Source organism: Cryptosporangium japonicum (genome assembly GCF_039524755.1).
Lineage (GTDB): Bacteria > Actinomycetota > Actinomycetes > Mycobacteriales > Cryptosporangiaceae > Cryptosporangium > Cryptosporangium japonicum.
The window spans coordinates 289,246-315,001 of sequence record NZ_BAAAGX010000009.1 but is presented as its reverse complement, the minus strand read 5'-3'; the positions used below and the strand labels follow the sequence as shown (position 1 = coordinate 315,001).

Here is a 25,756-nt window from a genome sequence, read left to right as displayed (position 1 = left end):
GTGCCAGACCCCGTCAGGATGAACCCCATGAGCCTTCCTCGAGACCTCCTCCCGCAGCCGCCCGCCACGCTCCTGCCCGAGGACCCGGAGGAACTGGCGGCCGTACGCGACGCCGCCACCGGCGAGCAGGACCCGGCGGCCGTCGCCGCGCGGTACCCCACCAGCAGTGGCGCGTGGGCGGTGCTCGCCGACCAGGCGTTCGCGAAGGGCGACGCGATCGCCTCGTACGCCTATGCCCGCACCGGTTACCACCGCGGCCTGGACGCGCTCCGCCGTAACGGCTGGAAGGGCCACGGCCCGGTGCCGTTCTCGCACGAGGGCAACCAGGGCTTCCTCCGCGCGCTGAACGCGCTGGCCCGCGCCGCGCTGGAGATCGGCGAGTCCGACGAGTCGGCCCGCTGCGCCCAGTTCCTCCGCGACTCGGACCCGTCCGCTGCGGACCGCATGTGAGAAAAGGCGGGCGCCGTCGTCGGCGCCCGCCTTTCACGCTTTTGCCGACGCCGGGGCGACGGCACTCTCGAGATCCGGTGCGGTGTCGGGCACCGCGGACTCAGGTCGAGCCCTCGGCGGCAACAGGAACGACAACCCGGCGAGCAGGACCAGCAGCCCTGCATCGAGCAGCAGCAGTTTCTGCGCCGCCTCCGTGTAGATCTCCGGAGTCGGAGGCAGGTCGCCGAGCAGCGAGACGAACACGCTGGTCAGCACCGCCACCCCGAGCGCACCGCCCAGCTGCTGGACGGCGTTGAGCAACCCGCTGGCCGAGCCGACCTCGTCGTCGCCGACATCCCCCAGCGCGATGTCGAAGAACGGTGCGACGACCCCGCCCATGCCGAGGCCCGACACGAACAGCGCGGGCGCGAAGTCGAGGCTGCTCACCGACGGACCGGTCAGCTGCAGCGTGAACCACACCCCGGCGATCCCACCGGCCGTGAGAAGCGCGGACCCGACGATCACGGATCGGCCGAACCGCGGCACCAACGCCCCCATCGCGATCCCGGCGCCGACCGCGATACCGAGCGGCCACGGCCCGAACGTCAGCCCGGCGCGCAGCGCGCTGAAACCCAGCCCGATCTGCAGGTAGAGGGTCAACGCCAGCATCAGGCCGCTCATCCCGGCGAAGAACAGCACGCCGACGACGAGCGCGCTGCTGAAACTGCGCTTGCCGAACAGGCTCGGCATTACCAGCGGCGCACGCCCGGACCGGGATCGCCGCACCAGGTGCCACCCCAGGGCCACGAACAGCGCCGCGCCGAGCGTCAGGCAGCCGAAGATCCAAGCCGGCCAGTCCAGCTCGTTGCCCTGCACCAACGGGTAGACGAGTAGGAACGCGCCAGCGGTGGCCAACCCGGTGCCGATCGGGTCGAGGCCGCCCGCGTCCGGTGAGCGGTCCTCACGCAGCAGCACGACCGCCCCGACCAGGGCGATCAGGCCGAGCGGCAGGTTGATCAGGAAGATCATCCGCCAGCCGGTGTCGAACAGGTCGCCGTCGACGAGCGCGCCGCCGAGCACCGGCCCGGCCACCGCGGAGAGCCCCATCACCGGGCCGAACAGGGCGAACGCCGTGCCGAGCTGCTCGGGCGGGAACGCGGCCCGGACCAGCCCGAAACCCTGCGGGATCAGGAGCGCGGCGAACACGCCCTGGACGATCCGGAAGCCGATGAGCATTCCGGGCGAGATCGCGAGCGCGCACGCGGCGGAGCTGAGCGTGAACCCGGCGACGCCGATGACGAACAGCCGCTTACGACCGTAGAGATCGCCGAGCCGTGCGGCGGTGATCAGCCCGACCGCGAACGCCAGCGTGTAACCGGCCGCGATCCACTGGATCGTCGAGTAGGTGCCGCCCAGGTCCGCCCGGATCGCCGGCGACGCGACCCCCACGATCGTGGTGTCGAGCAGGTCCATCACCTCGGCGACCAGGACGATGGCCAGCACCGCCCAGGCCCGTCGGCCGCCGGCGCGATAAGTAGTGGTCACCCTTCCTTCCTCTCCTTCTGGGGTTCTCCCGAACGGCGTTCCATGGTCGAACGCTGTTCGTTGACGAACAGTGTTCTACGGTCGAACACCGTTCGTGTCAAGTACAGTGTTCGAAGCTGCACCGAGGAGGCATCTTTGGACGACATGCCGGTTCCGCCCTGGCGCGAGCGCAAAATGTCCACCTGGGCCGCGCGGCGTCCGCTCAGCTACGACCAGATCGTCGACGCGGCGATCGTCGTCCTGGATGCCGAAGGCGTCGACGGCATGAGCATGCGGCGGGTCGCCCAGGAACTCGGCACCGGTGCGGCCTCGCTCTACGCACACGTCCAGAACAAGGACGATCTCGTCGACGCCGTCCTCGACCGGGTCTTCGCCGAGGTGGTCATCCCCGAACCGACCGGCGACTGGCGTCACGACTTCATCCAGCTCGCCTACGCCACCCGGAGTGCACTGCAAGCCCACCGCGACATCGCCAAAGTGCTCTGGGGCAAAGTGCCGACCGGCGCCAACGCCCTCCGCCTGGCCGACCACGTCTACGGCGTGTTCCGGAAGATGGGCCTACCCGACCAGCTCGTCGGGTGGGCCGGACCGCTGGTGTTCGACTACATCACCGCGGACGCGTACGACGGCAGCCTCTACGCGTCGACGTTCGGCGACGAGAAGGGGAGCGCGAAGTACTTCGAGGCCCTCGGTACGTACTTCGCGTCGCTGCCGCCCGAGCGGTTCCCCAACATCGTCGTAATGGCGAAGACGCTCACCACCGGCGGGGGTGACGAGCGCTTCGAATTCGGTCTCGACGTGCTCCTGACCGGGTTGGAGGCGAAGGCGCGGGCCTTCGACACGGGCTCCGCCGGGGCCTCGGTGGGGTCAGAGGCCCTCGGCGATCGCGGCCGCGATGCGTAGCCAGGCGTTGCGGGTGCGTGAGGACAACTCGCCGTAGCGGATCGGCTCGCCCGAGTCGAGCAGGCGCTCGTACGGTGCCAGCAACACCGAGCGGGTGCGGGCCGCGAAATGCCGCTGAATCGCCTCGAGGTCGACGTCCTTGCGGTTCGCCGGCATCGCGACCACGCTCACCGCCCGCCGGACCAGCTCGTGCCGACCCGTCTGATCCAGGTGGTCGAGCATCCGGGCCGCGGTCTCGGCCGAGTCACCACGCGCCGACATCGTGATGACGAGCTGATCGGTGGCGTCGATCGCCGCCTGCCAGTTCTCGGCCCGGACGTTGTTGCCGGTGTCCACCACGATCAACTTGTAGAAGCGGCTGACGACCTCACGGATGTCGACGAACGCCTTCGCGGTGAGCATCTCACCCGCGGTCGCGGACTCGTCGGACGCGAGGACGTCGAACATCGCCTCGCCCTGTGAGCGGACGAACGGCGTCAGGTCGCCGACCTTGCCGCTGTGCTGGAAGCCCGGCAGTGCGCGCAGGACGTCACGCACGGTGTGCACGTGGTAGTCCTGCTGGGAGCGCATGCCCAGCGTGCCCTGGGTTTCGTTGTTGTCCCAGGCCAGGACGTAGCCGCCGCGGTTCTGACCGAAGGTCATCGCGGTCATCAGCACCGCGACGGTCTTGCCGGCGCCGCCCTTCGGGTTGACGACCGTCACCTGGCGTAGGCCACCGAAGTTCCGGCGGACCTTCGCGACCGCGTCCCGGTAGTCGATCTCGCGCTTGGACAGCGCGGGAGAGACGGTGCCGAAGGTGACTCGCCGGATGAGGGCCGGCATGCCCATGGTGGGCTCCGGCGGACGCGGGCGGTGGGCCCGCCGAGCGGCGAACTCCTCGGCGGTGGGGGGTGCGGTGGGCTGGTCGAACCGCTGGTTGGTGGCTCCGTGCCAATCGGGGTTGGGACGCTGGTCCGGGGTGGGTTGGGCGGCGTCGGGGGCCGGGCGGTAGGAGTAGTGGTCCGGCGGCCGTTGCAGATCGTGCGGGGCCGGGGCAGGTAGGCCCTGCTCTCCGTGGGGGCCGGGTCCGTGGGGGCCGGGTCCGTGAGGGCCGGGTCCGTGGGGGCCGGGTCCGTGTTGCCCAGGGTTGTGCGGCCCGGTTCCGTGTGGCCCGGGTCCGTGCGGCCCGTTTCCCTCCGGCCCGGAGCTGTGCGGCCCCGAGCTGTGCGGCCCCGAGCTGTGCGGCCCTGAGATCTGCGGCCCGGTTCCTTGCTGGCCGTGACTGTGCTGGCCGGGGGTGTAGGGGCCCGGGGCTTGCGGGTTTGATCCGTGCTGCTGGCCGGGGCCGTAGGGGCCGGGGGCGTGCGGGTCTGCCCCGTAGGGCCCGGGGGCCTGCGGGTCTGTCCCGTAGGGCCCGGGAGCCTGCGGGTCTGCTCCGTACGGGCCAGGTACTTGCGGGCCGGTTCCGTATGGCGCGGCGGTGTGCTGGCCCGGCCCGGCTCCGTGCGGGTCCGTTCCGAGCGGGTCCGCTCCGTGTGGGCCGGCTCCGTGTGGGGTGGGGCCGTGCGGGGTGGGGCCGTGCGGCCCGGCGGTTTGAGGGCCGGGGCCGTAGGGGTTGGGGGCGTTCGGATCGGTCCCATTCGGGCCAGGGATCTGCGTGGGGGAGGCGTTCGGGCCTGCCGCCTGCGGGTCAGCGGGGTATCCGCTCGCAGCGTGGGCGCCCGGGGCCTGCTCACCGGATGTCATCGGCCAGTGCGGCGCGGTCAACGGATCAGGCTCGCCGCCACTCGGCTGCCCGGACATGGGCTGGCCCGACACCGGCTGGTCGAGATGCGGCTGCCCGGACACAGGCATCCCCGAGAACGGCTGCCCAGACACGGGCTGGCCCGAGAGCGGCTGCCCAGACACGGGCTGGCCCGAGAGCGGCTGCCCAGACACCGGCTGGCCCGAGAGCGGCTGCCCAGACACCGGCTGGCCGGAGAGCGGCTGGCCGGATACGGGCTGCTCCGGCGCGGAGGATCCAGCGAGTGGCTGACCTGAAATCGGCTGCTCCGATGCGGGCGGCCCCGACAGCGGCTGCCCGGACACTGGTTGGCCCGAAATCGGCTGGCCCGGAATCGGCTGGCCGGAGACCGGCTGGTCGGAGGCTGGTTGGCCGGGAATCGGAGGCTGGGGGGTCCACTGGTGTTCGGGCTGCGGTGGCCACGGCTGAGCGGCCGGCTGCTGAGCGGGCCATTGGGGTTGCTCCTGCGCCGGCCACTGCGACTGCGGCTCGCTCCCGGGCCACGGCTGCTGCCACTGACCTTCCTGACCGGGCCACTGCTGCTCCGGAGCAGGCCACTGCGGCTGCGCGGGCCACCCTCCGTTCGACGGCCACTGCTGCTGATCCGGCCCGTTCCAGGACTGTTGCGCCGGCCACTGCTGCTCCGCGGGCGGCCACCCCGGCTGCCCCTGCGCGGGCCAGACCGGCTGTCCTTCCAGCGGCTGCCCCGGCTGAGCCGACCCGGTCTCGCCCTGCCCGAGCCAGTCCGTCTGCCCCTCTACCGGCTGCCCGGCCCCGTTCTGCCACTGCCCCGGCCCGGCGAACCCCGGCCCGGGCTGCCCCGGCCCGGCGAATCCCGGCCCGGGCTGCCCCGGCCCGGCGAATCCCGGCCCGGGCTGCCCCGGCCCGGCGAATCCCGGCCCAGGCTGCCCCGGCCCGGATTCGCCCGCCCCGGATTCGCCCGCCCCGGATTCGCCCGCCCCGGATTCGCCCACCCCGGATTCGCCCGCCCCGGCCTGCGCGGCCCCGAACTGCCCCGGCCCGGACCCGGGCTGACCCTGACCCTCCTGCACGGGCCACCCCGAACCCTGCACGGGCCACTCCGAACTCTGTGCCGGCCATCCCGAACCCTGCGCCGGCCAGCCCGCATCCTGCGCCGGCCACCCCGCACCTTGCGCGGGCCAGCCCGACTCCTGCGCCGGCCACTGCTGCGCCCCGGGAACCTGCTGCGCGGGCCACTGCTCACCCTGCCGCAGCCAGTTCTCACCTTGGCCGGACCACTCACCCGGCGGAGACCACGGCACCTGCGGCTCGGACGAGCCCGGCGGCCACGGCTGATCGGCCTGGTTCGGATCGGCACCCGGCCAACCCTGCGCCGACGGCGGCTGCCACTGCTCACCCGACGGCACTCCGGGCACGGTGGGCGTGCTGGGATCGATCACCGGCGCCGGCCCCGAGACCGGGCTGTCCGCCGAGGGCCACAGCGGCGTCACCGGCGGCGCGGACGTCGACGCGTCCGGACCGGGCTGCGCCGGCACCTCCGGCGCCTCGTTGAGCCGCACGACCCCGTTCGTGCCGGTGTTCGACTCCACCCACCCGGACCCGGACTGCAGGTGCGCCGCGCCCGGCGAGTCAGAGGCCGAGCCTTCCGACGTCGAGGACTCGGAAGACGGCCACCCGATCGCGGACGGTTCTCCCGCCACCTCAAGTTCGGGACGTCCGTTGGCCTCACCGTTGCTCTGGCCGGTGCCTTGCACGGTTCGAACCCCCAACGTTTCTGGCCGGAGCACTACTCGATCTGGACCTTTGCCCAGTATCCATCCTGCCGGTACCCACCGACGGTCTATAACGCCGGTTAGTGGATGTACACACCCCAGGCGTCGCGCTCCATCCACCACGTCCGCTTTTTGTTCACGGTGCCCGCCACGCCGTCGTCGGCCACCGGCACGCCGTCCTCGGAGTCGACGATCGTGAACTGGGCCGCGCGCCCACGCGCCCGTCGCACCTCGACCTCGCCGTGCGCACGCTTGCGGCCGAACAAGCCCCGTGGCCGGGCGGCCGGCAACGCCAGCCCTACTTCGAGCACGCCGTCCGCCGGGTCGGCGCTCACGATCAGCGGCAGGCCCGCCAGCGTGCCGTACCCGTCGGCGTTGGCGACCGCGCAGGCCAGGAGCGGCTCGCTGCCGTCGCTGAGCAGCGTGTCGTCGACGTCGATCCGGGCGAACCACGGCAGCGGGCGGCCGCTGTCGTCGCCACCGCCGACGACCGCGCCGTGCAGGGTGACCGAGCCGCCGTCGTGGCGCAGCAGGTCGACCCGCCGTGACTTCCCGCCGAGCACCGCGGCGGCCACGTCCCCGGGGGAGCGCGGCAGACCCAGCTTCGCGGCCAGGTCGGCGTCGGCACCGGCATCGAGAGGCAGCACCCCGATGGCGGGAAGGTCGGGCACCGTGCGGTCGCTGGGCAGATCGGCGGGCCGTTCGCCGCCGCGCGGCAGGGACCGACGCACCATCCGGCGCAGCACCGCACGCAGTTGACCGTCTCCACCGGCGACGACCAGACGCGCGCCGTCGACGGCGGCGCGCTTCACCGCGGCGTCGACGTCCGTGTCCGAATCGAGTTCCAGGACTTCGACGTTCGCGCCCTTGCGCAGCGCATCACGACAGGACAACACGGGTACCCGGGTAGCGACACCAGGACCCGGGGCGAGAAGCAGCACGTCCACGTTGGTTAGCCTTACATGTAATCCATTCCTGGGTTGATGGAGGACCGTATGCCCGCGATCGTGCTCGTCGGTGCCCAATGGGGCGACGAGGGTAAGGGTAAAGCCACCGACCTTCTCGGCGGTTCGGTCCAGTGGGTAGTCCGGTACCAGGGCGGCAACAACGCCGGTCACACCGTGATCACTCCGGACGGCGAGAAGTACGCGCTGCACCTGATCCCGTCGGGCATCCTGACGCCGAACACGACGTCGGTGATCGGCAACGGTGTCGTTGTCGACCCGGCCGTGCTCATCGGCGAGATGGACGGTCTGATCGAGCGCGGGGTCAGCGTCGAGAGCCTTCGGATCTCGGCCGACGCGCACCTGATCATGCCGCACCACCGTGCGCTCGATAAGGTCACCGAGCGTTACCTCGGCAAGGCGCGGATCGGCACCACCGGCCGGGGCATCGGCCCGGCCTACGGCGACAAACTCGCCCGCATCGGCATCCGCGTCGCGGACCTGCTCGACCCGGGCATCCTGCGCCGCAAGCTCGACACCGTGCTCGCCGAGAAGAACCAGATCCTGACCAAGATCTACAACCGCAAGGCGTTGGACGCCGAAGCCGTGGCCGAGGAGTACCTGGGCTACGCCGAGCGGCTGAAGGACCACATCGCCGACACGCGCCTGCTGCTCAACCAGGCGCTCGAACGCGGCGAGACCATCCTGCTCGAGGGCTCGCAGGGCACGCTGCTCGACGTCGACCACGGCACTTATCCGTTCGTGACGTCGTCCAACCCGACCGCGGGCGGGGCCTGCGCCGGCAGTGGCATCGGCCCGACGCGGATCACGAAGGTGATCGGCATCCTCAAGGCCTACACCACCCGGGTGGGTTCGGGCCCGTTCCCGACCGAGCTGCTCGACGAGTACGGCGAGCGGCTGCGCAAGGTCGGCGGCGAGATCGGTGTCACCACCGGGCGCAACCGTCGCACCGGCTGGTTCGACGCGGTGATCTCCCGGTACGCCACCCGCGTCAACGGCCTCACCGACATCTTCCTGACGAAGCTCGACGTGCTGTCCGGGCTCGACCGGGTGCCGATCTGCGTCGCGTACGACGTGGACGGCGAGCGCATGGACGACATGCCGATGACGCAGACCGACCTGCACCACGCGACGCCGATCTACGAGTACATGGACGGCTGGTCGGAGGACCTGTCGGACATCCGCACCTTCGCCGACCTGCCGAAGAACGCGCAGGCCTACGTGTCGCGGCTGGAGGAGCTGTCGGGCACGCAGATCAGCGTGATCGGCGTCGGTCCCGGCCGGGAGCAGAACGTGGTCGTCCGCGATCTGATCTGACCGTTTGCTGATCTCCTCCTCGGGCACTCGGGGTGACCCGACGCCTGCTGCGAGGAGGAGATCAGCGTGGAGCTGGAGTTCCTGTCCGAACTGGCGGTCCGACGCGGTCCGTTCGCCACCGTCTATCTGGACGCCAGCCACAACACGCCCGACGCCGAGCGCCGGGTGGATCTCTCCTGGCGCGATGCGCGGCGTGACCTGGCGTCCCAGGGCGCGGACGAGGCGACGCTGACCGCGCTGGACAAGGCGGTCGAGACCGCGGAACCGGCGGTCGGGCCGGCCGGGCGGGTGCTCGTCGCCGCGCACGGCGAGACGCTGCTCGACCGGTCACTCCCCGGTCCTCCGCTGCGTATCGAGGCGCGCTGGTCGCCGCTGCCGCACGTGATGCCGCTGCTGGCCCAGTACCCGGATCCGCTGCCGTACCTCGTGGTCGTCGCCGACCGGTCGGGGGCCGACGTCTCGGCCTGGGCCGGACCGGGGGAGCAGCTGTTCGCCGACTCGGTCGTGGGCCCCGATCAGTACCCGCTGCACAAGGTGCCGGGCGGTGGCTGGTCCGCACTGCGTTACCAGCACGCGGTCGAGGTGGCGTGGGAGCACAACGCGGTCGCGGTGGCCCAGGAGGTGACGCGGGTGGCGGACGCCGTCCGGGCCCGGCTGGTCGTGGTCGCCGGTGACGTGCGGGCACGGTCGCTCCTGATGGACTCGTTGCCGCCGCGGGTGGCCGAGGTGGCCGTGTCCACGGAGTCCGGTTCGCGGGCGGACCCGTCCGGGCTCGACGTCGATTCGCTGGTCTCGGCACGCATCAGCTCCGAGCGCTCGGAGCTGCTCGAGCGGCTGGGCGCCGGTTACGCCAGGGACACCGCGGTCCAGGGGCTGGAGGCGGTGGTCGGCGCGCTCCGCGAAGGCATGGTCGACACGCTCGTCGTCGTCGACGACCCGAGCTCGGATCTGACGCTGGCCGTCGGGCCGGACCCGCTGCAGCTGGCCCTCCGCGAGGACGTGCTGGCCGGGTACGGCGTCGAGGCCCGGCGTGATCGCGCGGACGCCGCGATCGTCCGTGCGCTGGCGGCGTCCGGTGGGCGGCTCGAGGTGATCACGTACGACCGGTCGCCCGACGAGGACCTGAACGAGTCGGCCGAGAAGCCGCCGGTCGAGTTCACCGACGGGCTGGCGGCGATCGTGCGCCGCCCCGGAGCCGGCCAGTACTGAGCCTTGTGGACGGCCCCGCCCCGAACTGTCGGGGCGGGGCCCCAGAATGAGCGCGTGACGTCCACAGCCGAGAAGTACGAGCCGATCACCCGGGTCGCCACCCTCGAGGTCTTTTTCGACCTGATCTTCGTGTTCGCGATCATCCAGCTGACGACCGTGCTCGTCGACGAGCCGAGTTGGCGCGGAGTGGCGCAGGTCGTGCTGATGTTCGGCGTGATCCAGTGGATCTACGGCGGGTACGTCTGGCTGGCCAACGCGGTGGCCCCCGACCGGGCCGTCCGGCGGCTGCTCTTACTGCTCGGGATGGTCGGCTTCCTGTTGATCGGGTTGGCCATCCCCACCGCTTTCGACGACGGCGGCGTGACATTCGCGCTCGGCTATCTGCTGGTGGTCGTCGTCCACACGGTGATGTTCCTCCAGAGCGCCAACACCAGTTCGGTGGCCGGCATCTTCCGGGTCGCGCCGTTCAACCTGCTGTCGGCGGTGCTGCTGCTGGTGGCGGGGTTCGTCGGTGGGGGCGTCGCGTACACGCTCTGGACGATTTCGCTGATCCTGCTGGTGTTCACGCCGTTCCTGGCGCCGATCGCGATGTTCCGCGTGCAGGCGACGCACTTCGTCGAGCGTTACGGGCTGTTGCTGATCATCGTGCTGGGCGAGTCGATCCTGGCGATCGGCGTCGGGGCCAGCGGGCTGCACCTGGACTTCCCGTTGCTGCTCACCGCGGTCATGGCGCTCGGCGTCACGGCCGCGTTGTGGTGGGCGTACTACACCGGCGACGACGAGCGGGCCGAGCACCGGCTGGAGTCGCTCCCGGAGAACCGGCGCGCCCGCCCGGCGCTCAACTCGTACTTCTACGCGCTCGCGCCGATGCTCCTCGGTGTCGTGCTGCTGGCCGCCGGCGTGAAGAAGACGATCGGCCACCCCACCGAGCACCTGCACTGGTTCGCGGCCGTCGTGCTGGCCGGCGGCGTGGCGTTGTACCTGCTCGGGCACGGTCTGTTCCGGCTCTCGCTCGGCCTGCCGGGCGCCTGGAACCGGTTCGCCGGCGCCGTGGTCGTGCTCGCGGCGATCCCCGTGGGGCACGAGATCGCCGGTGCCGCGGAGCTGGCGGTGGTGTTGGCGGTGCTGGTCGCGACGCTGGTGTCGGATGCTTTTCTCGTGCCCGAGGACTAGTACCGGGTCTGCGTACTCTGCGTGGTGCAGCTATAACGGCGGTACTGACGAAGGGCGGTGACGATGGCGGACGAGGGTCCCCCTCCCGGGGCTGACGAGGCGACGCCTCCTCCACCCATCACCGAGTTACCGCCCCGTCTCCCACCGCGGTGGGCCTCCGGCGGCCGGACGTTCTCCAAGTTCGACAGCATGAGCCTGGCCGCGCGCGTCGTGCGGCTCTGCGTCGTCATCGTTCTGCTGGTCGGTGCGGTGGTGGTCGCCACGGTCGCGGTCGCCGGTCTCGGGCCGCCGTCCGAGGAGGATCTGCGCCGGGAAGCCGGCCTGCTCGACAAGCGCCAGTTGCTGATCGGCGTCAAGGACGACCAGCCGGGCATGGCCCTGCGTGAGAACGGCGTCTACCGCGGTTTCGACGTGGAGATCGCGTACCTGGTCGCGGCCGACCTCGGGTTCGCCCCGGCCGACGTACGGTTCCTCACGATCGAGAGCGAGGACCGCGCCCGGCGCCAGGCGCTGGACGTCAAGACGAACAAGATCGTCACGGTGGACCTCGTCGTCGCCACGTTCAGCATCACGAAGGCACGCGTCGACGACCCGGACGTCATGTTCTCCGCGCCGTACCTGCGCACCGAGCAGTCGGTGCTGACGCGCAAGACCACGAACAAGTACGAGGCGCTCTCCGACCTGGCCGGCGAGAAGGTCTGCACGCTCAACACGACGACGTCCGCGCAGAACCTGCGGACGGCCGGGGTGGAGCCCGTCGGCAAGAACAAGATCAGCGAGTGCGTGCGTGGCCTGGAGTCCGGCGCGTACGCGGCGGTGTCCACGGACGCGGCGATCCTGGCCGGCTTCGTGTACCGGAACCCCGGCAAGTTCACGATCCACGACATCGGCGCCGAGGGTAGCGAGCTCTACGGCATCAACGTGGGCCGCAACAAGGCGTTGCAGACGCTGGTCAATCTGGCGCTCTACCGCTCGTACACCGAGCCCACCGACCGTCGCTGGGAGACCGCGTACGACGACTGCCTGCGCGTCGAGCAGCCCGCCGCGATGCCGCAGCAGGTGGCGGTCGCCCAGCAGCCCGAGGTGGATCGGCCCCGGGTGCGCATCTGGCCGTGGGAGACGGAGCCGTGACCGATCGCCCGCAGCCGATTCTGCTCGGACGCCGCCGCCGCGGTCGTGACCAGCAGTGGGTGCTGACCGCGCTCCCGGCGTTCCCGCTGCTCCTGCTGGTGCTGCGGCTCTGGTATCTGAGCCGTCAGGACCTGCAGACGATGCTGCTGCTGGTGCAGAACGTCAGCCCGCTGGGGCTGATCGGCTCGCTGCTGATCACGCTGGTGTGGGCGCCGCCGGTGTTCATCCTGGTCGGCCGGGCGCTGGGTGGGTTGTTGCTGGTCAGCTCCATCGACGCCGGCCGCTCGTGGCTGGCCAGAACCGCCGGCCGCACACCCGGCTGGGTGGTGCTGTCGGCGTTCGCGGTGGCCGCGGTCACCTGGCAACTGCGCTTCCTGCCGACGCTCGTCCTGCTGCTCGTCGTCATCTTCGCGCTCGACGTGCGGCTGCGCTACGAGGACTATCCGCAGCTGGTGATGATCGCCTGCATCGCGGTGCCGGTGACGCTCTCGCTGCTCGGCCTGCTGCTCGTCGGGCCGGCCGCGTTCGACGCCCTGCGCGTGGCGGAGCCGGAGACCGCGTTCCTGCTGCTCGCACCGGTGCTGGCGTTGCCGTTCCTCACCGGGCCGGTGCCGGCGCCGACCGCGATGCTCGTCACGCACTGGGTGGCGATGGCCGGGCTGGTGATCGGCCCGATCCTGGTGGCCGCGATCTTCGTCCAGGCGCCGGTGCTGCCCGAGGTGGCCGTGGAGCTGAAACGGGACGCGGCCGGGCTGCCGTCGGCCTCGGACGACGTGGTGGTCGGCGAGACCGACGTCACCGTGGTGCGTGGGCAGGTGATCACCGTGGACGACCGCTCCACCACGCTGCTGGAGACGGGCGGGAAGGTCGCGTTCGTGCCCAACACGGCGGTGATCAGCCAGGTGCTGTGCCCCGATCCGCTGGATCCGCCGTACAGCGCGGTGGCCGTGCACGGGTGGCAGGTGGAGCGGGCGATGCTGAGCTGGCTGGCGCCGAGCCGCTCGGTGCGTGAACCGACCGATCCGCGTTGCCTGGGCCGTCCGGTCACCCCCTGACCGTGGCGTTGCGCAGTTCGGTGATGCCCTCCTCGATCAGGTCGGTGGGGATGCTGGCGAAGCCCAGCCGGACGGCGTTCGCCCGGCGGGGTTCGCGGAGGTGGTAGGTGTCGCTCGGCTCGACGAGCACACCGCGGCCCCTCGCCGCGGCCGCCAGCGCCCGGCTGTTCAGCTCCGGCGGCCCCACCACCCACAGGGCGGTGCCGCCGGCCGGGAACGTGTCGCCGAACGCCGGACCCCAGCCCAGGTGCGTCTCCACTGCGGCCACGGTGCGGCGCCAGCGGTCGCGCAGGATCGTGCGGGCCCGGCGCAGCGCGCGGGCGTAGTCACCCGAGGTGATCAGGAGCGCCAGCGCGCGTTGCTGCTGGCCGGGGGCGTGCCGGACCTGGAACCGGCGTCGCTCGCGTAGTGCGGCGACCAGGCGGGCGTCGGCCACCAGGAACCCGAGCCGCAGGCCCGGGGCCAGGAACTTCGAGAAGCTGCCCAGGTAGACGACCTGACCGCGCCGGTCCAGGGCTTTCAGGGCCGGCGTCGGGCTGCCGGCGTAGCGGAACTCCGCGTCGTAGTCGTCCTCGATGATCACGAGATCGGGGGAGGCGTCGAGCAGTTGGCGCCGACGCCCCACCGTCAACGTCACGTTCGTGGGGTACTGGTGCGACGGGGTGACGGCGACCGCGTCGCACGAGGCCAGCGCGCTGACCGGCACCAAGCCCCCGCCGTCGACGGAGAACGGCACCAGCGACGCCCCGGTGCGCACCGCGATGTGCCACAGGTCGGGGTAGCCGGGATCCTCCACGGCCAGCCGGCGCCCCGGCCCGAGCAGTTCACCGGCCACCAGTGCGTGCCCCTGCTGGGACCCGAGCGTGACCAGCACCTGCGACGGGTCGGCGTCGATGCCCCGAGCGGGCAGGATGTGCCGGCACAGCGCCTCGACCAGCAGGGGATCGTCGGCGTCGCCGAGGTCGGAGAGGCTCGGCCAGAACGACGGCCCCTCCAGCGCGGCCCGCAGGCACCGCTGCCAGGCCCGGTGGGGGAACAGGTCGGCCGAGGGCTGCCCGGAGAGGAACGGGTAGCGGTAACGCTGCCAGTCCCGAGGGCGGTGCGAGATCGGCAGGTCACCGTCGAGGACCGGGGCCAGCCGAGCGTCCCAGTCGAAACGGGGGACGGCGGGCGCCACCGCCGCCGCCGACGGACGCACCTCCGCGTTGACGGCCAGCCCTGACCGGGGCAGCGACGTGACGTAGCCCTCGGCGATCAGTTCCTGGTACGCGGTGACCACCGTGTTGCGTGACACCCCGAGCGTCTGGGCCAGCTCACGCGACGACGGCAACCGGCCCTCGGCGCCGAGCCGACCGGCCAGGATCTCGGCCTCCAGAGCGGCTCGGAGCTGCCGGTACAGCGGTACGCCGCTGGTCCGCCGCAACGAAACTGGACTCATTACGTCAGCATGAACTGGATCTTGTGAGTGGTCCAGATCCGGGTCACGGTAGCCGGAGACCCCAACCCGGAGGAGCCCCTCATGCGCACCGTCCCGCACTGGATCGGCGGCAAGCCCGTCGAAGGCACGACCGACGGCGGGCCGGTGTTCGACCCGAGTACCGGTTCGCAGATCGCGACCGTGGCCTTCGCCGCGCCGAGCGACGTCGACCAGGCGGTCAGCGCCGCGAAGGAGGCGTTCGGGACCTGGAAGAAGTCCAGCCTCGCGCAGCGCACCCGCATCCTGTTCGCGTTCCGCGAGCTGCTCGACCGCAACACCGACGAGCTGGCCCGCATCATCAGCCGCGAACACGGCAAGACCGTGCCGGACGCCAAGGGTGAGGTGGCCCGGGGCCTGGAGATCGTCGAGTTCGCGTGCGGCATCGGCGAGCACATCAAGGGTGACCAATCGCCGAACGTCTCGACCGGGGTGGATTCGTTCTCGGTGCGCCAGCCGCTGGGTGTGGTCGCCGGCATCACGCCGTTCAACTTTCCGGTGATGGTGCCGCTGTGGATGTCGCCGATCGCGATCGCCTGCGGCAACACGTTCGTGCTCAAGCCCAGCGAGAAGGACCCGTCGGCGGGCGTGCGGCTGGCCGAGCTGTGGGCCGAGGCGGGCCTGCCCGACGGCGTGTTCAACGTGCTGCACGGGGACAAGGTGGCCGTCGACGGCCTGCTCACCCACCCGGACGTCGCCGCGGTGAGCTTCGTCGGCTCGACGCCGATCGCGAAGTACATCCATGAGACCGCCACCGCGCACGGCAAGCGGGTGCAGGCGCTCGGCGGGGCGAAGAACCACATGGTGGTGCTGCCCGACGCCGACCTCGACCTGGCCGCCGACGCCGCGGTGAGCGCGGGGTACGGCGCGGCCGGCGAGCGCTGCATGGCGATCTCGGTGGTGGTCGCGGTGGGCGCGGTCGGCGACGAGCTGGTGGAGAAGATCGCGGCGCGGATCCCCGCGGTGAAAGTGGGCCCCGGCGACTCGGAAGGCGCCGAGATGGGCCCGCTGGTGACCGCGCAGCACCGCGACAAGGTGCGCGGTTACATCGACGCCGGTGAGGCGGCCGGGGCCACGCTGGTGACCGACGGCCGGACCGTGGACGTCGAGGGCGACGGCTACTGGGTGGGCCCGACGCTCTTCGACCACGTGCGACGCGACCAGACCATCTACACCGACGAGATCTTCGGCCCGGTGCTGTCGGTCGTGCGGGCGGAGACCTACGACGAGGCGCTCGAGCTGGTGAACTCGAACCCCTACGCCAACGGCGTCGCGCTGTTCACCTGCGACGGCGGCGTCGCCCGGCAGTTCGGCCTCGACGTCGAGGTGGGCATGGTGGGCATCAACGTGCCGATCCCGGTGCCGGTGGCCACCTACTCTTTCGGTGGCTGGCGGAACTCGCTCTTCGGTGACGTGCACATGTACGGCGCGGAGGGCGTGCGGTTCTGGACGCGGGGCAAGGTCGTGACCACGCGCTGGCCGGACCCTTCGCACCGGGGTGTGGATCTCGGCTTCCCGCAGAACAAGTAAGGAGCAACCACGGTGTCTCGTACTTACGAGCTCGATCGTGCCCACGTTTTCCATTCGTGGTCGGCTCAGTCGCTGATCAAGCCGATGGTGATCGACGGCGCCCTGGGGTCCTACGTGTGGGACGAGGAGGGCACCCGGTACCTGGACTTCACCTCGCAGCTGGTGTTCACCAACATCGGGCACCAGCACCCGAAGGTCGTCGCCGCGATCCAGGAACAGGCCGCGCGCCTCTGCACGGTGGCGCCGGCGTTCGCCAACGACGTGCGGAGCGAAGCGGCGCGGCTGATCGTCGAGCGTGCTCCGGAAGGCTTGAACAAAGTCTTCTTCACCAACGGCGGTGCGGACGCGAACGAAAACGCCGTGCGGATGGCGCGGCTCCACACCGGGCGCCGGAAGGTGCTGACGACCTACCGCAGCTACCACGGCAACACCGGTGCGGCGATCCAGATGACCGGCGACCCGCGGCGCTGGCCGAACGACGGTGTGGCCACCGACGTGCACCACTTCTTCGGGCCGTACCTCTACCGGTCGCCGTTCTGGGCGGCCACCGAGGAAGAGGAGGGCGCACGCGCGCTCGCGCACCTCGAAGCCACGATCCAGCTCGAGGGACCCTCGACGATCGCCGCGATCGTGCTGGAGACGATTCCCGGCACGGCAGGCATCCTGGTGCCGCCGGGGGCGTACCTGGCCGGGGTGCGTGAGCTCTGCGACCGGTACGGCATCGTGTTCGTCGCCGACGAGGTGATGGCGGGATTCGGCCGGGCCGGGGAGTGGTTCGCGGTCGACCGCTGGGGCGTCACGCCCGACCTGATCACGTTCGCCAAGGGTGTGAACTCCGGGTACGTGCCGATGGGCGGCGTGATCATCTCCGACGAGATCGCGGCGACGTTCGCCGAACGCCCGTTCCCGGGCGGGCTGACCTACTCCGGGCACCCGCTGGCGGCGGCGGCCGCGGTGGCGACGATCAACGCGATGGAGGACGAGGGCATCGTCGCCAACGCGGCCCGGATCGGCGAGGAGGTGCTCGGGCCCGGCCTGCGCGAGCTCGCCGACCGGCACCCGGTCATCGGCGAGGTGCGCGGCCTGGGCGTGTTCTGGGCGCTGGACCTGGTGCGCGACCGTGACACGCGCGAGCCGCTGGTGCCCTACAACGCCGCCGGCCCGGACAACGCGCCGATGGCTGAGCTGCTCGCCGAGGCCAAGCTCCGCGGACTGATCCCGTTCGTGAACATGAACCGCATGCACGTCGTGCCCCCCTGCACGGTCAGCGAAGGTGAGGCCAAGGAGGGCCTCGCGATCCTCGATGAGGTGTTCACACTTCTAGACCGCCACTACGACAAAAAGTAGTTCGACGCTGGTGAGCAGGGCCGGTCGCGTCCGCGGCCGGCCCTTCGCTTTCCTACCAATGAGTAGCGATTCGGTAACGGCGAGTTAATAAAACGGTACAACTCATCTGCAATCGGCATGATCTACTCAAAGGGTGTCTCTACCGCTGTGCGTGCTTACGCTGACCATCGGAACGGCGATCGGCGCGGCACGGGGTAGCTGCCGCTGCGCGTCGGCGCTCGCCGTCCTCGGCGTCGTCTGGATACTGGCGAACGGCCCGATGGAGGGCCACGTGCTCTGGACGCTCGACAGCGAACACGGCCTGACCAGCGCGGACCTGATCACGATCCCGATGTTCACGCTCGCCGGCTGGCGGCTGTGGCGCAGTGCCGAGGTGCAGTGCTGGCTGGCCGGGCGTGGCCAGAACTCGCTGACGCACGCCGGGGTCCGCGGTCGCTCGCGCGGACCGCGCTCGCTGGCGCGCCTGACCGCCGCGCCGCCCGTCCGTCGGATGACCACCGCACGGGGGGTCACCCGCCGTCGTTCAGCGGCCTCGATCGTCCGGTTGTCCACAGGAGGGCCGGGCGGGGCATCGGGCGACTGAGCGCGCCACTAGGCTCGTCGCCGTGCGCGTCCTCGTAATCGGATCCGGTGCCCGCGAACACGCCTTGTGTACGGCACTGGCCGCAGATCCGTCCGTCGAGCGTCTCGTCTGCGCCCCGGGCAACGCCGGGATCGCGGCGGTCGCCCAGATCGAGCCGGTCAAGCCCACCGACCCCTACGCGGTCGCGGCGCTGGCCCGGCAGGTCGACGCGGAGCTCGTCATCGTCGGGCCGGAGGCGCCGCTGATGGCCGGCGTCGCCGACATGGTGCGCGAAGAAGGCATCCCGGTGTTCGGCCCCGACGCCGCCGCCGCCCGCATCGAGGGCTCGAAGTCGTTCGCCAAGGCCGTGATGAGCGCCGCCCGCGTGCCCACCGCCGAATCACGCACCTGCGACGACGGGCCGCAGGTGGAGGCCGCGCTCGACCTATTCGGCGCGCCGTACGTCGTCAAGGCCGACGGGTTGGCCGCAGGCAAGGGTGTCGTCGTCACCGACGATCGCGCGGTCGCGCTGGCCCACGCGGCCGAGTGCGGTCGCGTCGTGATCGAGGAATACCTCGACGGCCCCGAGGTGTCGCTGTTCGTCGTCACCGACGGCAGCACCGCGGTGCCCCTCTTGCCGGCGCAGGACTTCAAGCGCCTCGGCGACGGCGACGCCGGCCCCAACACCGGTGGCATGGGGGCGTACACGCCGCTGAGCTGGCTGCCGAGCGGCTGCGTCGACGAGGTCATGCGCTCGGTCGTGCACCCCACGCTCAAGGACCTCGCGAGCCGCGGCACGCCGTTCGTCGGCGTGCTGTACGTCGGGTTGGCCATCACCTCCCGCGGTCCGCGGGTGATCGAGTTCAACGCGCGCTTCGGCGATCCGGAGACGCAGGTCGTGCTGGCGATGCTGGAGACGCCGCTGGCCGGTCTGCTGTACGCCGCCGCCACCGGTGCGCTCGCCGCCCACGCCCCGCTGCAGTGGCGGGAGGGTGCCGCGATCACTGTCGTCATGGCGTCCGCGGGCTATCCGGGCACCCCTCGCACCGGGGATGTCATCACCGGTGCCGATCAGGCCGGGGTGCTGCACGCGGCCACTGCCAGGAACGATGCGGGTGAGCTGGTCACCAGCGGCGGGCGCGTCTTGTCGGTGACCGCGGTGGGTGCTGATCTGGGGGAGGCCCGGGGGGCGGCGTACTCGAAGCTGGAGGGGATCCGCTTCGACGGCGCCCAGTTCCGTACCGATATCGCGGCCAAGGCCGAGGCCCAGGAGATCAAGGTCTGACCCCGCTGCCCAGGTCACACGTCCAGGGTTCTCGTTGCGGGCGTGGGTCGTTGCGGGCGTGGGTCGTTGCGGGCGTGGGTCGCTGCGGGCGTGGGTCGCCCGGCGTGGAGTTCTGCGGCGTGGAGTTCTGCGGCGTGGAGTTCTGCGGCGTGAAGTCCCGCGGCGTGGAGTGGAGTTCTGCGGCGAGGTCTGGCGCGCTGAGCCTGGCGGGCCGGCACACCCGCGTGCACAACGACGCCCGTCTGCGGTGATGCCCGTGCGTGGTGACGCCCGCCTGCGGCGCTCGTCAAGGCGGTCGCGGCGCTGGTAGCGAGCGAGCGAGGACGGCTGGTCCGTTCGGCTCCCGTGTGGCGGCGCCCTAGGGGCCCAGCACCCTCAACGGGGTGGCTAGCGCCTGTTCTATTTCGGCGGCGGCTCGGGCGAAGTCGGCCTCGCTGCCGCCTACGGGGTCCGCGATGTCCATCGCGTCGGGTGGGAGCGGGGCGAGCGATCCCCGGCGACTGCGGGCCAGGACGGGGAGCAGCTCCAGTCGCTCGGTGAGTCGGCGGCCGGGAAGGTCGGCCGCCGTGCACGAGTCGAGTAGCCACGCGAACTCACGCAACGTGTAGACGCGGTTCAGGGCCTCGGGCCAGAGGGCGGTGACCTGGTCACGATGTGTTCGCTCGGCGGCGAGAACCACGTTCACGCGGCGGATCATCGTCGGTGCCAGTTGGCGGGACGTGTGGCCCGCCGCCGAGACGCCCCGGCGGGCGAGTTCGGCGGCGGCCTCCGGCCAGATCGGCCGGCCGGGCGAGGCGTGCGTGCCGGCGCTGGTCACCGCGACCGCGTCGGCCACCGGGCCGAACCGGGCGAGCAGGCCCTCGCGCATCAGGCGTTCGGCGAACGGGGACCGGATCTGGTTCGCAGTGCAGACGAACAGAATCCCGCCCAAGCTGTCTCCACCTCGCTGTTCGTGGAACCTCGTTCCCGGCCTTGTCCGGTGGGTCCATGCTCGGCTGCGGCTCCGCTCAGCCGCCGCCAGGCCGCGTTGTCGGGCCTCCTGGATACAACAACGGTATCCAGGAGGCCCTCCGCCTTGCCTGACGACGCCTGAGCGGTGCCTCGCTGCGAGCGAGACCCACCGGACAAGGCCTAGCAGAAAGTCAGTCGGTAACGGATGCCGCCCAACTCCCGTCGCTGGCCACGGTGATCCGATAGGGCAGGTCAGTGCCGTTGTCGAAGTGCACCAGGCACTCGTAGGTGCCGACGCCGACCGGGTTCACCGCGCTCTCGATGCAGGTCGCGTCGACGACCGATCCGTCGGCCGAGGGGCTAGACACGAGTGCCTGCTCGAGTTCGGTGGTGGTCATGACCGTGGACTTGTAGTTCAAGTAGAGCGGAACGGTGATCGCGATGACGATGCCGAGCACGAGGGTCCAGACCGCGAAGCTCGCGACCAGCGCGCCGGCGAACACGCCCCAGTAGCGGCCGCCCGGTAGGCCCAGTGCGCGGGCGTCGCTGGAGCGGCGGGCGGCGGAGATGGCGCCGAAGATGCCGAACAGCAGGGTGAACGCCGCTACCGGCCAGGCTTTGGGGCCGGTGATGGCTGGGCCCCAGGCGGGAGCGGCGGCGTAGCCGTAGCCGTACCCCGGGGAGTCGAAGCTCGGGGGCGCGGAGTAGCCGGTGGGGATCGACGCCGAGCCCCGGCTCCACGCCTCCGCGCCCGCCATCGCGGGTACGCCGGCCGGGGAGACCGCGGGCGGAAGGGTGATCGCCGGGGACACCGGGATCTCCGATCCCGGTTCCACGTGGAACGGCGGGGGCGTGGACGGGGCGTCGGGGGACAGCCCGGAGTCGACGGCGGGCGTCGGCTCGGTACCGGGTGTGGTCATCGGCTCGGCTCTCCTGGGACGGACGGTGGCGGTGCACTCGTCGAGTCGGCCCCGGCCACCCCGGCGCCACCGGTTCCCGCCGACCACTCCCGTCCCGCACCGAAAACCCCAGCCGCCCGGCACCCGGCTCGAAAACCGTCAGAACCGAGCCCACCGAACCGATCCTTTCCTCATGCGGACGGTCGGCGGACAGCACCGCGGCGTGGCGGTCCTCGCCGCCACCGCGCTCGGCCTCGCCACGCTCACCGCCGGCGAACGAACCACGGCGAGGTTGGAGGAGTCCCTCTACGCCCCCGGCAGCCCGCTCACCGTGGCCGCGGCCGGCGCCAGCCCGCAGACCCAGCAGACGCTCGTCCGCACCCGTCCCCTCTACACTGCGCCGGGCAGCGCCGCCGCCGTCGCGCTCGCCAAGACCCCGCGCTCGCAGACCTCCACCCGCGCTCTGCTCACCAAGATCGCCGGGCAGCCGCAGGCGGTCTGGCTCGGCGACTGGCTCACCCCGGCCAAGGCCCGTTCCCAGGCGACGACCCTGGTCAAGGCGGCCAAGAAGGCCAACAAGCTGTTGCCGGTGGTGCTCTACAACATCCCGTTCCGCGACTGCCACGGCTACTCGGCCGGCGGCGCGAAGAGCGACACCGCGTACCGGGCCTGGATCGACCAGGTCGCGGCGGGGCTGGCCGGCGGCAGAGTCGTCGCGGTGCTCGAACCCGACGCGTTGCCGCACCTCGACTGCCTCACGACCACCAGGCAAGCGGCGCGGCTGGCGTTGCTGCGGTACGCGGTGACGCGGCTGACGAACACGTCCGGTGTCGCGGTCTACCTGGATGCGGGGCACAGCGCGTTCAAACCGGCCGAGACCATGGCCGCCCGGCTGGAACAGGCCGGGATCGATCGCGCGGCCGGGTTCGCGCTCAACGTCGCGAACTTCCGCGCCACGGCCGACGAGATCGCGTACGGACGGCAGGTCTCGGCGCTCGCGGACGACGCGCACTTCGTCGTCGACGTCAGCCGTAACGGCAACGGGCCGTGGACCGGTACGCAGAGCTGGTGCAACCCGCCGGGCCGGGCGCTGGGCGCGCGCCCGACCACGTCGACCCGCGATCCGCTGCTCGACGCGACGCTCTGGATCAAGACGATCGGGCTGTCCGACGGCGCCTGCCGCACCGGCGCCCCCAAGGCAGGCGTGTGGTGGCAGTCCTACGCGCTCGGCCTGGCGTCCCGCGCCCGCTGGTAGTCGGCCAGGCGCCGCCGCAGGAACGCGATTTCGGCGTCGTTGGGGGCCGAACCCAGAGCCGATTCGTAGGCGGCGACCGCCTCCGGGTGCCGGCCGAGCCGACGGAGCAGGTCGGCGCGTACCGCGTGGAACAGGTAGTAGTGCTCCAGCGGCAGCTCCTCGACCAGCGGGAGCGCGGCCGCCGGCCCGTCCAGTTCGGCGATCACCACCGCCCGGTTGAGCGCGACCACAGGCGTCGGCGTCATCGTCAGCAGCAGGTCGTAGAGCTGCCTGAGCTGGGTCCAGTCGGGTGGCGGTCCGTCGGTGTGGGCGGCGCTGATCGCGGCCTGCACCTGGTACGGCCCGGGCTGCCCGCGACGCAGGCACTGACGCACGAGCGCGCGCCCCTCGTCGACGAGCGGCCGGTCCCACCGCGAACGGTCCTGTTCGGTCAACGGCAGCAGCGACCCGTCGGGGGCGACGCGCGCTTCGCGTCGTGACTCGGCCAGCAGCATCAGCGCCAGCAGACCGCGCGCCTCGGGTTCGTCGGGCATCAGCTCGACCAGCAGCCGACCGAGCCGGATCGCTTCCGCGGCCAGGTCGGCCCGCGTCAACTGTCCCTCGTTGAAGACCAGGTAGACGACGGCGAGCACGTCGCGGAGCCGGTCGGGGAGGTCGGCGTCGCGCGGGACGCGGTACGGGATCCGGGCCGCCGCGATCTTCTTCTTCGCCCGGGTGATGCGTGCGGCCATCGTCGCTTCCGGCACCAGGAACGCCCGCGCGATCTCGGCGGTGGTGAGGCCACCGAGCAGCCGCAGGGTGAGCGCGACCCGCGCGGCGGGGGCGAGCGCCGGGTGACAGCAGGTGAAGACGAGCCGCAGCCGGTCGTCCTGCACGGGGCCCACCTCCTCCGGCGGATCGGTGTCCGACAACGCGAGCGCGGCGGCCTGACGTGCGTCCCGGGACTGCTCCCGGCGGGCACGGTCGATGGCCCGGTTGCGCGCGGTCGTGATGAGCCAGCCGGCCGGGCTCGGCGGCACCCCGTCGACCGGCCACCGCTGCACCGCGGCCGCGAACGCGTCCTGGACGCACTCCTCGGCGGTGTCGATGTCGCCGCAGACGCGGACCAACACCGACACCGCGCGCCCGTACTCGGCGCGGAAAATCGCCGAGAGGTCGTCGTCGTTCAGGATTTCGCCCAGTAGAACGGGCGGACTTCGATCGGGAGCCCGATCGCCAGCGTGGTGCGACGTCCCCAGCGCAGCGCCTCGTCCAGGTCGTCGCACTCGATGATCGTGAGACCGCCGAGGTACTCCTTGGCTTCGACGAACGGGCCGTCGGTGACCAGCACGTCGTCGTTGGCGAGCGTTCCGTCCGACCGCAGTCCGCCGGTGGCGCGCACCACGGTCGCGGTCTCCTGGGCCTCCAGGCCCCCGGAGAACAGCCAGACGCCGGCGTCCTTCATTTCCTGTTCGTTCTTCGCGACGCGCTCCATGATCGCCGCGAGGGCGTCCGGCTCGGGCGGGGTGCCCTGGGGCTGGTAGACGCTGAGCAAGTACTGCGGCATGGTGGCCTCCGATTCCGAGTAGATGCCCGCTATACGAACGAGCCCGCGACGAATCGACAGTCTCACCCGCACGCGATATATGTCGGTGATGAGCGCGCCGGACATCGAGACGCCGATCAGCGCACTGGCGCGGATCGACCACGTCGAAGCGATGGACCTGACCATCGTCGAACACGACCGCTTCCACGCTCAGCTCGACGCACTGGAGCCGGACGACTGGCACCGGGCGACGGACTGCGCCGGTTGGGACGTCCGTGCGGTGGCGGTGCACGTGCTCGGTTCGGCGCGCGCTCAAGCGTCGCCCCAGGAGATGCTGCGTCAGGTACGGGCCGGACGCCAAAGCGGTGCGAAGCGCTGGCGGGACCGGGCGAACGCGGCCCAGCTGGCCGAGGGCGCCGCGCTCACGCCGGCCGAGTTACCGGACGCGTGGGCGACGGAGTCCTACCGGGCGCTGCACGCCCGTCAGCGGATCCCGGGGCTCGTGCTGCGGCTGCCGCTGTTGCCGCTGGGTGAGCTCGGGTGGAAGCCGGTCGGCTACCTGTACGGCATCGGCTTCACGCGCAGCGTCTGGATGCACCGGATCGACATCGCCAGGGCCGTGGAGCAGGAGCCGCACCTGTCCCCGGAGCACGACGGGCGGATCGTGGCCGACCTGGTCGCCGAGTGGGCGACGACGCACTCCGAGCCGTTCACGCTGGTGCTGACCGGCCCGGCCGGTGGGAAGTTCACGCGGGACGACGGACCGGTGCTGGAGATCGACGCGGTCGAGTTCGTCCGCACGCTCTCCGGCCGCGCCGACGGTGACGGCCTACTTCGGCACCGCCTCCCGCTCGCGTGACATCGCCGCGTACGCACGGGAGATCCACCGGATCCGCGGTGGCATCCGCGACCACACCGCGCTCAACGTCCGCATGACGCGTTCGAACCGACGCTGGTCGCGCGCCGTCCAGGTGATGCCGAGCTTCTCCCGGACGACCGGCGGGAACACACCGTAGTTGAGCCACCGCAGCGGCGGCGCGATCAGCGGCCCGCCCAGGCGCCAGATCCACCGCGGCACCCCGGGGTAGGTCACGTCCCCGAAGTGGTCGAACAGCGCGAGCAGGCGGAGCGCGGCCGGCGTCGGCTCCAACACCGACGCGCACGTCCGGTCCCAGTATTCGCAGAACGCTGCGTAATCGGCGGGCACCGGGCGCATCGTGAGTCCGTACATCGCGTACCAGTCGACGCATTCGCGATAGAGCTGTTCTTTCTGATCCGGAGTCAGGGTCGTGCCGCCGATCTTGATGCCGAAGAAGATCGCGCGCACGAACGTGGCGTGGGCCCAGAAAAACGTGTCGGGGTCGAGCGCGTGATAGCGCCGGCCCTGGTCGTCGATTCCGCCGATCGGTTCGTGGTAGCGGCGGATCCGCTCCGCGGTGGCGTGCGCCTCCGGACCGTCGTACACGACGCCCAGGATCTGCGGCAGCGAACGGATCAGCCGGTCCCAGGGGTCGTCGTAGACGTCGGAGTGCTGCGTGACACCGGCACCGAGGGCCGGGTACATGTTCTGCAGGATGCCGTAGGCGGCGCCGTGCAGATACCCGAGCCGCGAGCCGAAGTGCTGCCAGATCAGCGAGTCGGGTCCGAACGGCTCCGGTAGCGCCATGGGGCCTCCGTGACTCGAG

General features: G+C 71.4%; 21 protein-coding genes and 1 pseudogene. 13 read left to right on the top strand and 9 right to left on the bottom strand.

Translation table 11 applies throughout. From position 1 onward, the window contains the following. The first annotated feature begins 27 nt into the window (after positions 1-27). Complete coding sequence (locus ABD437_RS12910) at positions 28-450, top strand: DUF3151 domain-containing protein (protein WP_344649016.1); 423 nt, start codon at positions 28-30, stop codon at positions 448-450. Between the two features lie 33 nt (positions 451-483). Here ABD437_RS12910 and ABD437_RS12905 read toward each other — a convergent pair whose 3' ends face one another. Continuing rightward, positions 484-1,974, bottom strand: coding sequence for a DHA2 family efflux MFS transporter permease subunit (locus ABD437_RS12905; RefSeq protein WP_344649015.1), 1,491 nt, complete (start codon positions 1,972-1,974; stop codon positions 484-486). 144 nt (positions 1,975-2,118) lie between these two features. On the opposite strand from ABD437_RS12905, the gene ABD437_RS12900 reads away from it, so the two are divergent. Then, entirely contained in the window at positions 2,119-2,877 is a 759-nt protein-coding gene (locus tag ABD437_RS12900) for a TetR/AcrR family transcriptional regulator C-terminal domain-containing protein (protein ID WP_344649036.1), read from the top strand. Here the strand turns inward: ABD437_RS12900 and ABD437_RS43015 are convergent. After that, positions 2,842-3,612, bottom strand: a pseudogene (locus ABD437_RS43015) (MinD/ParA family ATP-binding protein); the annotation flags it as partial. The gene ABD437_RS12900 and the pseudogene ABD437_RS43015 sit on opposite strands and share 36 nt — an antisense overlap. A 2,861-nt stretch (positions 3,613-6,473) precedes the next feature. Next, positions 6,474-7,289: a diacylglycerol kinase family protein gene (locus ABD437_RS12890; protein ID WP_344649014.1), complete on the bottom strand. Its 816-nt coding sequence runs from the start codon at positions 7,287-7,289 to the stop codon at positions 6,474-6,476. 99 nt (positions 7,290-7,388) lie between these two features. Here ABD437_RS12890 and ABD437_RS12885 point away from each other — a divergent pair, with 99 nt between their 5' ends. The 5 genes from ABD437_RS12885 (at position 7,389) to ABD437_RS12865 (ending at position 13,243) form a co-directional block, all read left to right on the top strand. Next, positions 7,389-8,675, top strand: coding sequence for an adenylosuccinate synthase (locus ABD437_RS12885; RefSeq protein ID WP_344649013.1), 1,287 nt, complete (start codon positions 7,389-7,391; stop codon positions 8,673-8,675). A gap of 66 nt (positions 8,676-8,741) precedes the next feature. Then, positions 8,742-9,884: a baeRF2 domain-containing protein gene (locus tag ABD437_RS12880; protein WP_344649012.1), complete on the top strand. Its 1,143-nt coding sequence runs from the start codon at positions 8,742-8,744 to the stop codon at positions 9,882-9,884. Positions 9,885-9,938: 54 nt separating this feature from the next. Beyond that, positions 9,939-11,057 (top strand): low temperature requirement protein A, encoded by a 1,119-nt coding sequence (locus ABD437_RS12875; RefSeq protein ID WP_344649011.1) that lies wholly within the window; start codon positions 9,939-9,941, stop codon positions 11,055-11,057. A gap of 189 nt (positions 11,058-11,246) precedes the next feature. Then, entirely contained in the window at positions 11,247-12,188 is a 942-nt protein-coding gene (locus ABD437_RS12870) for a transporter substrate-binding domain-containing protein (RefSeq protein WP_344649010.1), read from the top strand. Continuing rightward, the gene (locus tag ABD437_RS12865; RefSeq protein WP_344649009.1) at positions 12,185-13,243 is read left to right on the top strand and encodes a hypothetical protein; all 1,059 of its coding nucleotides are present in this window, start codon (positions 12,185-12,187) and stop codon (positions 13,241-13,243) included. The genes ABD437_RS12870 and ABD437_RS12865 overlap by 4 nt, the downstream gene beginning before the upstream one ends. Here ABD437_RS12865 and pdxR read toward each other — a convergent pair. Further along, positions 13,233-14,681: a MocR-like pyridoxine biosynthesis transcription factor PdxR gene (gene pdxR, locus ABD437_RS12860; protein ID WP_344649008.1), complete on the bottom strand. Its 1,449-nt coding sequence runs from the start codon at positions 14,679-14,681 to the stop codon at positions 13,233-13,235. The genes ABD437_RS12865 and pdxR overlap by 11 nt on opposite strands. An 81-nt stretch (positions 14,682-14,762) precedes the next feature. On the opposite strand from pdxR, the gene ABD437_RS12855 reads away from it, so the two are divergent. The 4 genes from ABD437_RS12855 (at position 14,763) to purD (ending at position 19,441) form a co-directional block, all read left to right on the top strand. After that, a complete protein-coding gene (locus tag ABD437_RS12855; RefSeq protein ID WP_344649007.1) occupies positions 14,763-16,247 on the top strand; it encodes a CoA-acylating methylmalonate-semialdehyde dehydrogenase in 1,485 nt (494 codons plus the stop codon). A gap of 12 nt (positions 16,248-16,259) precedes the next feature. Beyond that, positions 16,260-17,594, top strand: coding sequence for an aspartate aminotransferase family protein (locus tag ABD437_RS12850; protein WP_344649006.1), 1,335 nt, complete (start codon positions 16,260-16,262; stop codon positions 17,592-17,594). A gap of 151 nt (positions 17,595-17,745) precedes the next feature. Continuing rightward, positions 17,746-18,177 carry a hypothetical protein gene (locus ABD437_RS12845; protein WP_344649005.1) on the top strand — a complete coding sequence of 144 codons (432 nt, stop codon included), beginning with the start codon at positions 17,746-17,748 and terminating at the stop codon, positions 18,175-18,177. A 22-nt stretch (positions 18,178-18,199) separates the two neighbouring features. After that, positions 18,200-19,441, top strand: coding sequence for a phosphoribosylamine--glycine ligase (purD, locus tag ABD437_RS12840; protein ID WP_344649004.1), 1,242 nt, complete (start codon positions 18,200-18,202; stop codon positions 19,439-19,441). A gap of 358 nt (positions 19,442-19,799) precedes the next feature. Here the strand turns inward: purD and ABD437_RS12835 are convergent, their stop codons facing one another. Together ABD437_RS12835 and ABD437_RS12830 are read right to left on the bottom strand one after the other, a co-directional pair. Beyond that, positions 19,800-20,372: an arsenate reductase/protein-tyrosine-phosphatase family protein gene (locus ABD437_RS12835; RefSeq protein ID WP_344649003.1), complete on the bottom strand. Its 573-nt coding sequence runs from the start codon at positions 20,370-20,372 to the stop codon at positions 19,800-19,802. A gap of 211 nt (positions 20,373-20,583) precedes the next feature. Further along, positions 20,584-21,312 (bottom strand): hypothetical protein, encoded by a 729-nt coding sequence (locus tag ABD437_RS12830; protein WP_344649002.1) that lies wholly within the window; start codon positions 21,310-21,312, stop codon positions 20,584-20,586. Positions 21,313-21,484: 172 nt separating this feature from the next. Between ABD437_RS12830 and ABD437_RS12825 the strand changes: the two genes are divergently transcribed. Beyond that, entirely contained in the window at positions 21,485-22,546 is a 1,062-nt protein-coding gene (locus ABD437_RS12825) for a glycoside hydrolase family 6 protein (RefSeq protein WP_344649001.1), read from the top strand. On the opposite strand, the gene ABD437_RS12820 is transcribed toward ABD437_RS12825, so the two are convergent. Continuing rightward, positions 22,510-23,727, bottom strand: coding sequence for an RNA polymerase sigma factor (locus ABD437_RS12820; protein ID WP_425558144.1), 1,218 nt, complete (start codon positions 23,725-23,727; stop codon positions 22,510-22,512). The genes ABD437_RS12825 and ABD437_RS12820 overlap by 37 nt on opposite strands. Beyond that, positions 23,712-24,092: a YciI family protein gene (locus ABD437_RS12815; RefSeq protein ID WP_344649000.1), complete on the bottom strand. Its 381-nt coding sequence runs from the start codon at positions 24,090-24,092 to the stop codon at positions 23,712-23,714. The genes ABD437_RS12820 and ABD437_RS12815 overlap by 16 nt, the downstream gene beginning before the upstream one ends. 88 nt (positions 24,093-24,180) lie before the next feature. Here ABD437_RS12815 and ABD437_RS12810 point away from each other — a divergent pair, with 88 nt between their 5' ends. Next, positions 24,181-24,930 carry a maleylpyruvate isomerase family mycothiol-dependent enzyme gene (locus ABD437_RS12810; RefSeq protein WP_344648999.1) on the top strand — a complete coding sequence of 250 codons (750 nt, stop codon included), beginning with the start codon at positions 24,181-24,183 and terminating at the stop codon, positions 24,928-24,930. Here the strand turns inward: ABD437_RS12810 and ABD437_RS12805 are convergent. Beyond that, positions 24,901-25,737 carry an oxygenase MpaB family protein gene (locus ABD437_RS12805; RefSeq protein ID WP_344648998.1) on the bottom strand — a complete coding sequence of 279 codons (837 nt, stop codon included), beginning with the start codon at positions 25,735-25,737 and terminating at the stop codon, positions 24,901-24,903. The two genes, ABD437_RS12810 and ABD437_RS12805, sit on opposite strands and share 30 nt — an antisense overlap. Positions 25,738-25,756 lie beyond the last annotated feature (19 nt).

Bases quoted from the DNA above. Each gene is read 5' to 3' on its own strand.
- ABD437_RS12910 (WP_344649016.1), top strand. From the start codon at position 28: ATGAGCCTTCCTCGAGACCTCCTCCCGCAGCCGCCCGCCACGCTCCTG.
- pdxR (WP_344649008.1), bottom strand. From the start codon at position 14,681: ATGAGTCCAGTTTCGTTGCGGCGGACCAGCGGCGTACCGCTGTACCGG.
- ABD437_RS12825 (WP_344649001.1), top strand. From the start codon at position 21,485: ATGCGGACGGTCGGCGGACAGCACCGCGGCGTGGCGGTCCTCGCCGCC.
- ABD437_RS12870 (WP_344649010.1), top strand. From the start codon at position 11,247: ATGAGCCTGGCCGCGCGCGTCGTGCGGCTCTGCGTCGTCATCGTTCTG.
- ABD437_RS12805 (WP_344648998.1), bottom strand. From the start codon at position 25,737: ATGGCGCTACCGGAGCCGTTCGGACCCGACTCGCTGATCTGGCAGCAC.
- ABD437_RS12885 (WP_344649013.1), top strand. From the start codon at position 7,389: ATGCCCGCGATCGTGCTCGTCGGTGCCCAATGGGGCGACGAGGGTAAG.
- ABD437_RS12810 (WP_344648999.1), top strand. From the start codon at position 24,181: ATGAGCGCGCCGGACATCGAGACGCCGATCAGCGCACTGGCGCGGATC.
- ABD437_RS12815 (WP_344649000.1), bottom strand. From the start codon at position 24,092: ATGCCGCAGTACTTGCTCAGCGTCTACCAGCCCCAGGGCACCCCGCCC.
- ABD437_RS12855 (WP_344649007.1), top strand. From the start codon at position 14,763: ATGCGCACCGTCCCGCACTGGATCGGCGGCAAGCCCGTCGAAGGCACG.
- ABD437_RS12830 (WP_344649002.1), bottom strand. From the start codon at position 21,312: ATGACCACACCCGGTACCGAGCCGACGCCCGCCGTCGACTCCGGGCTG.
- ABD437_RS12900 (WP_344649036.1), top strand. From the start codon at position 2,119: ATGCCGGTTCCGCCCTGGCGCGAGCGCAAAATGTCCACCTGGGCCGCG.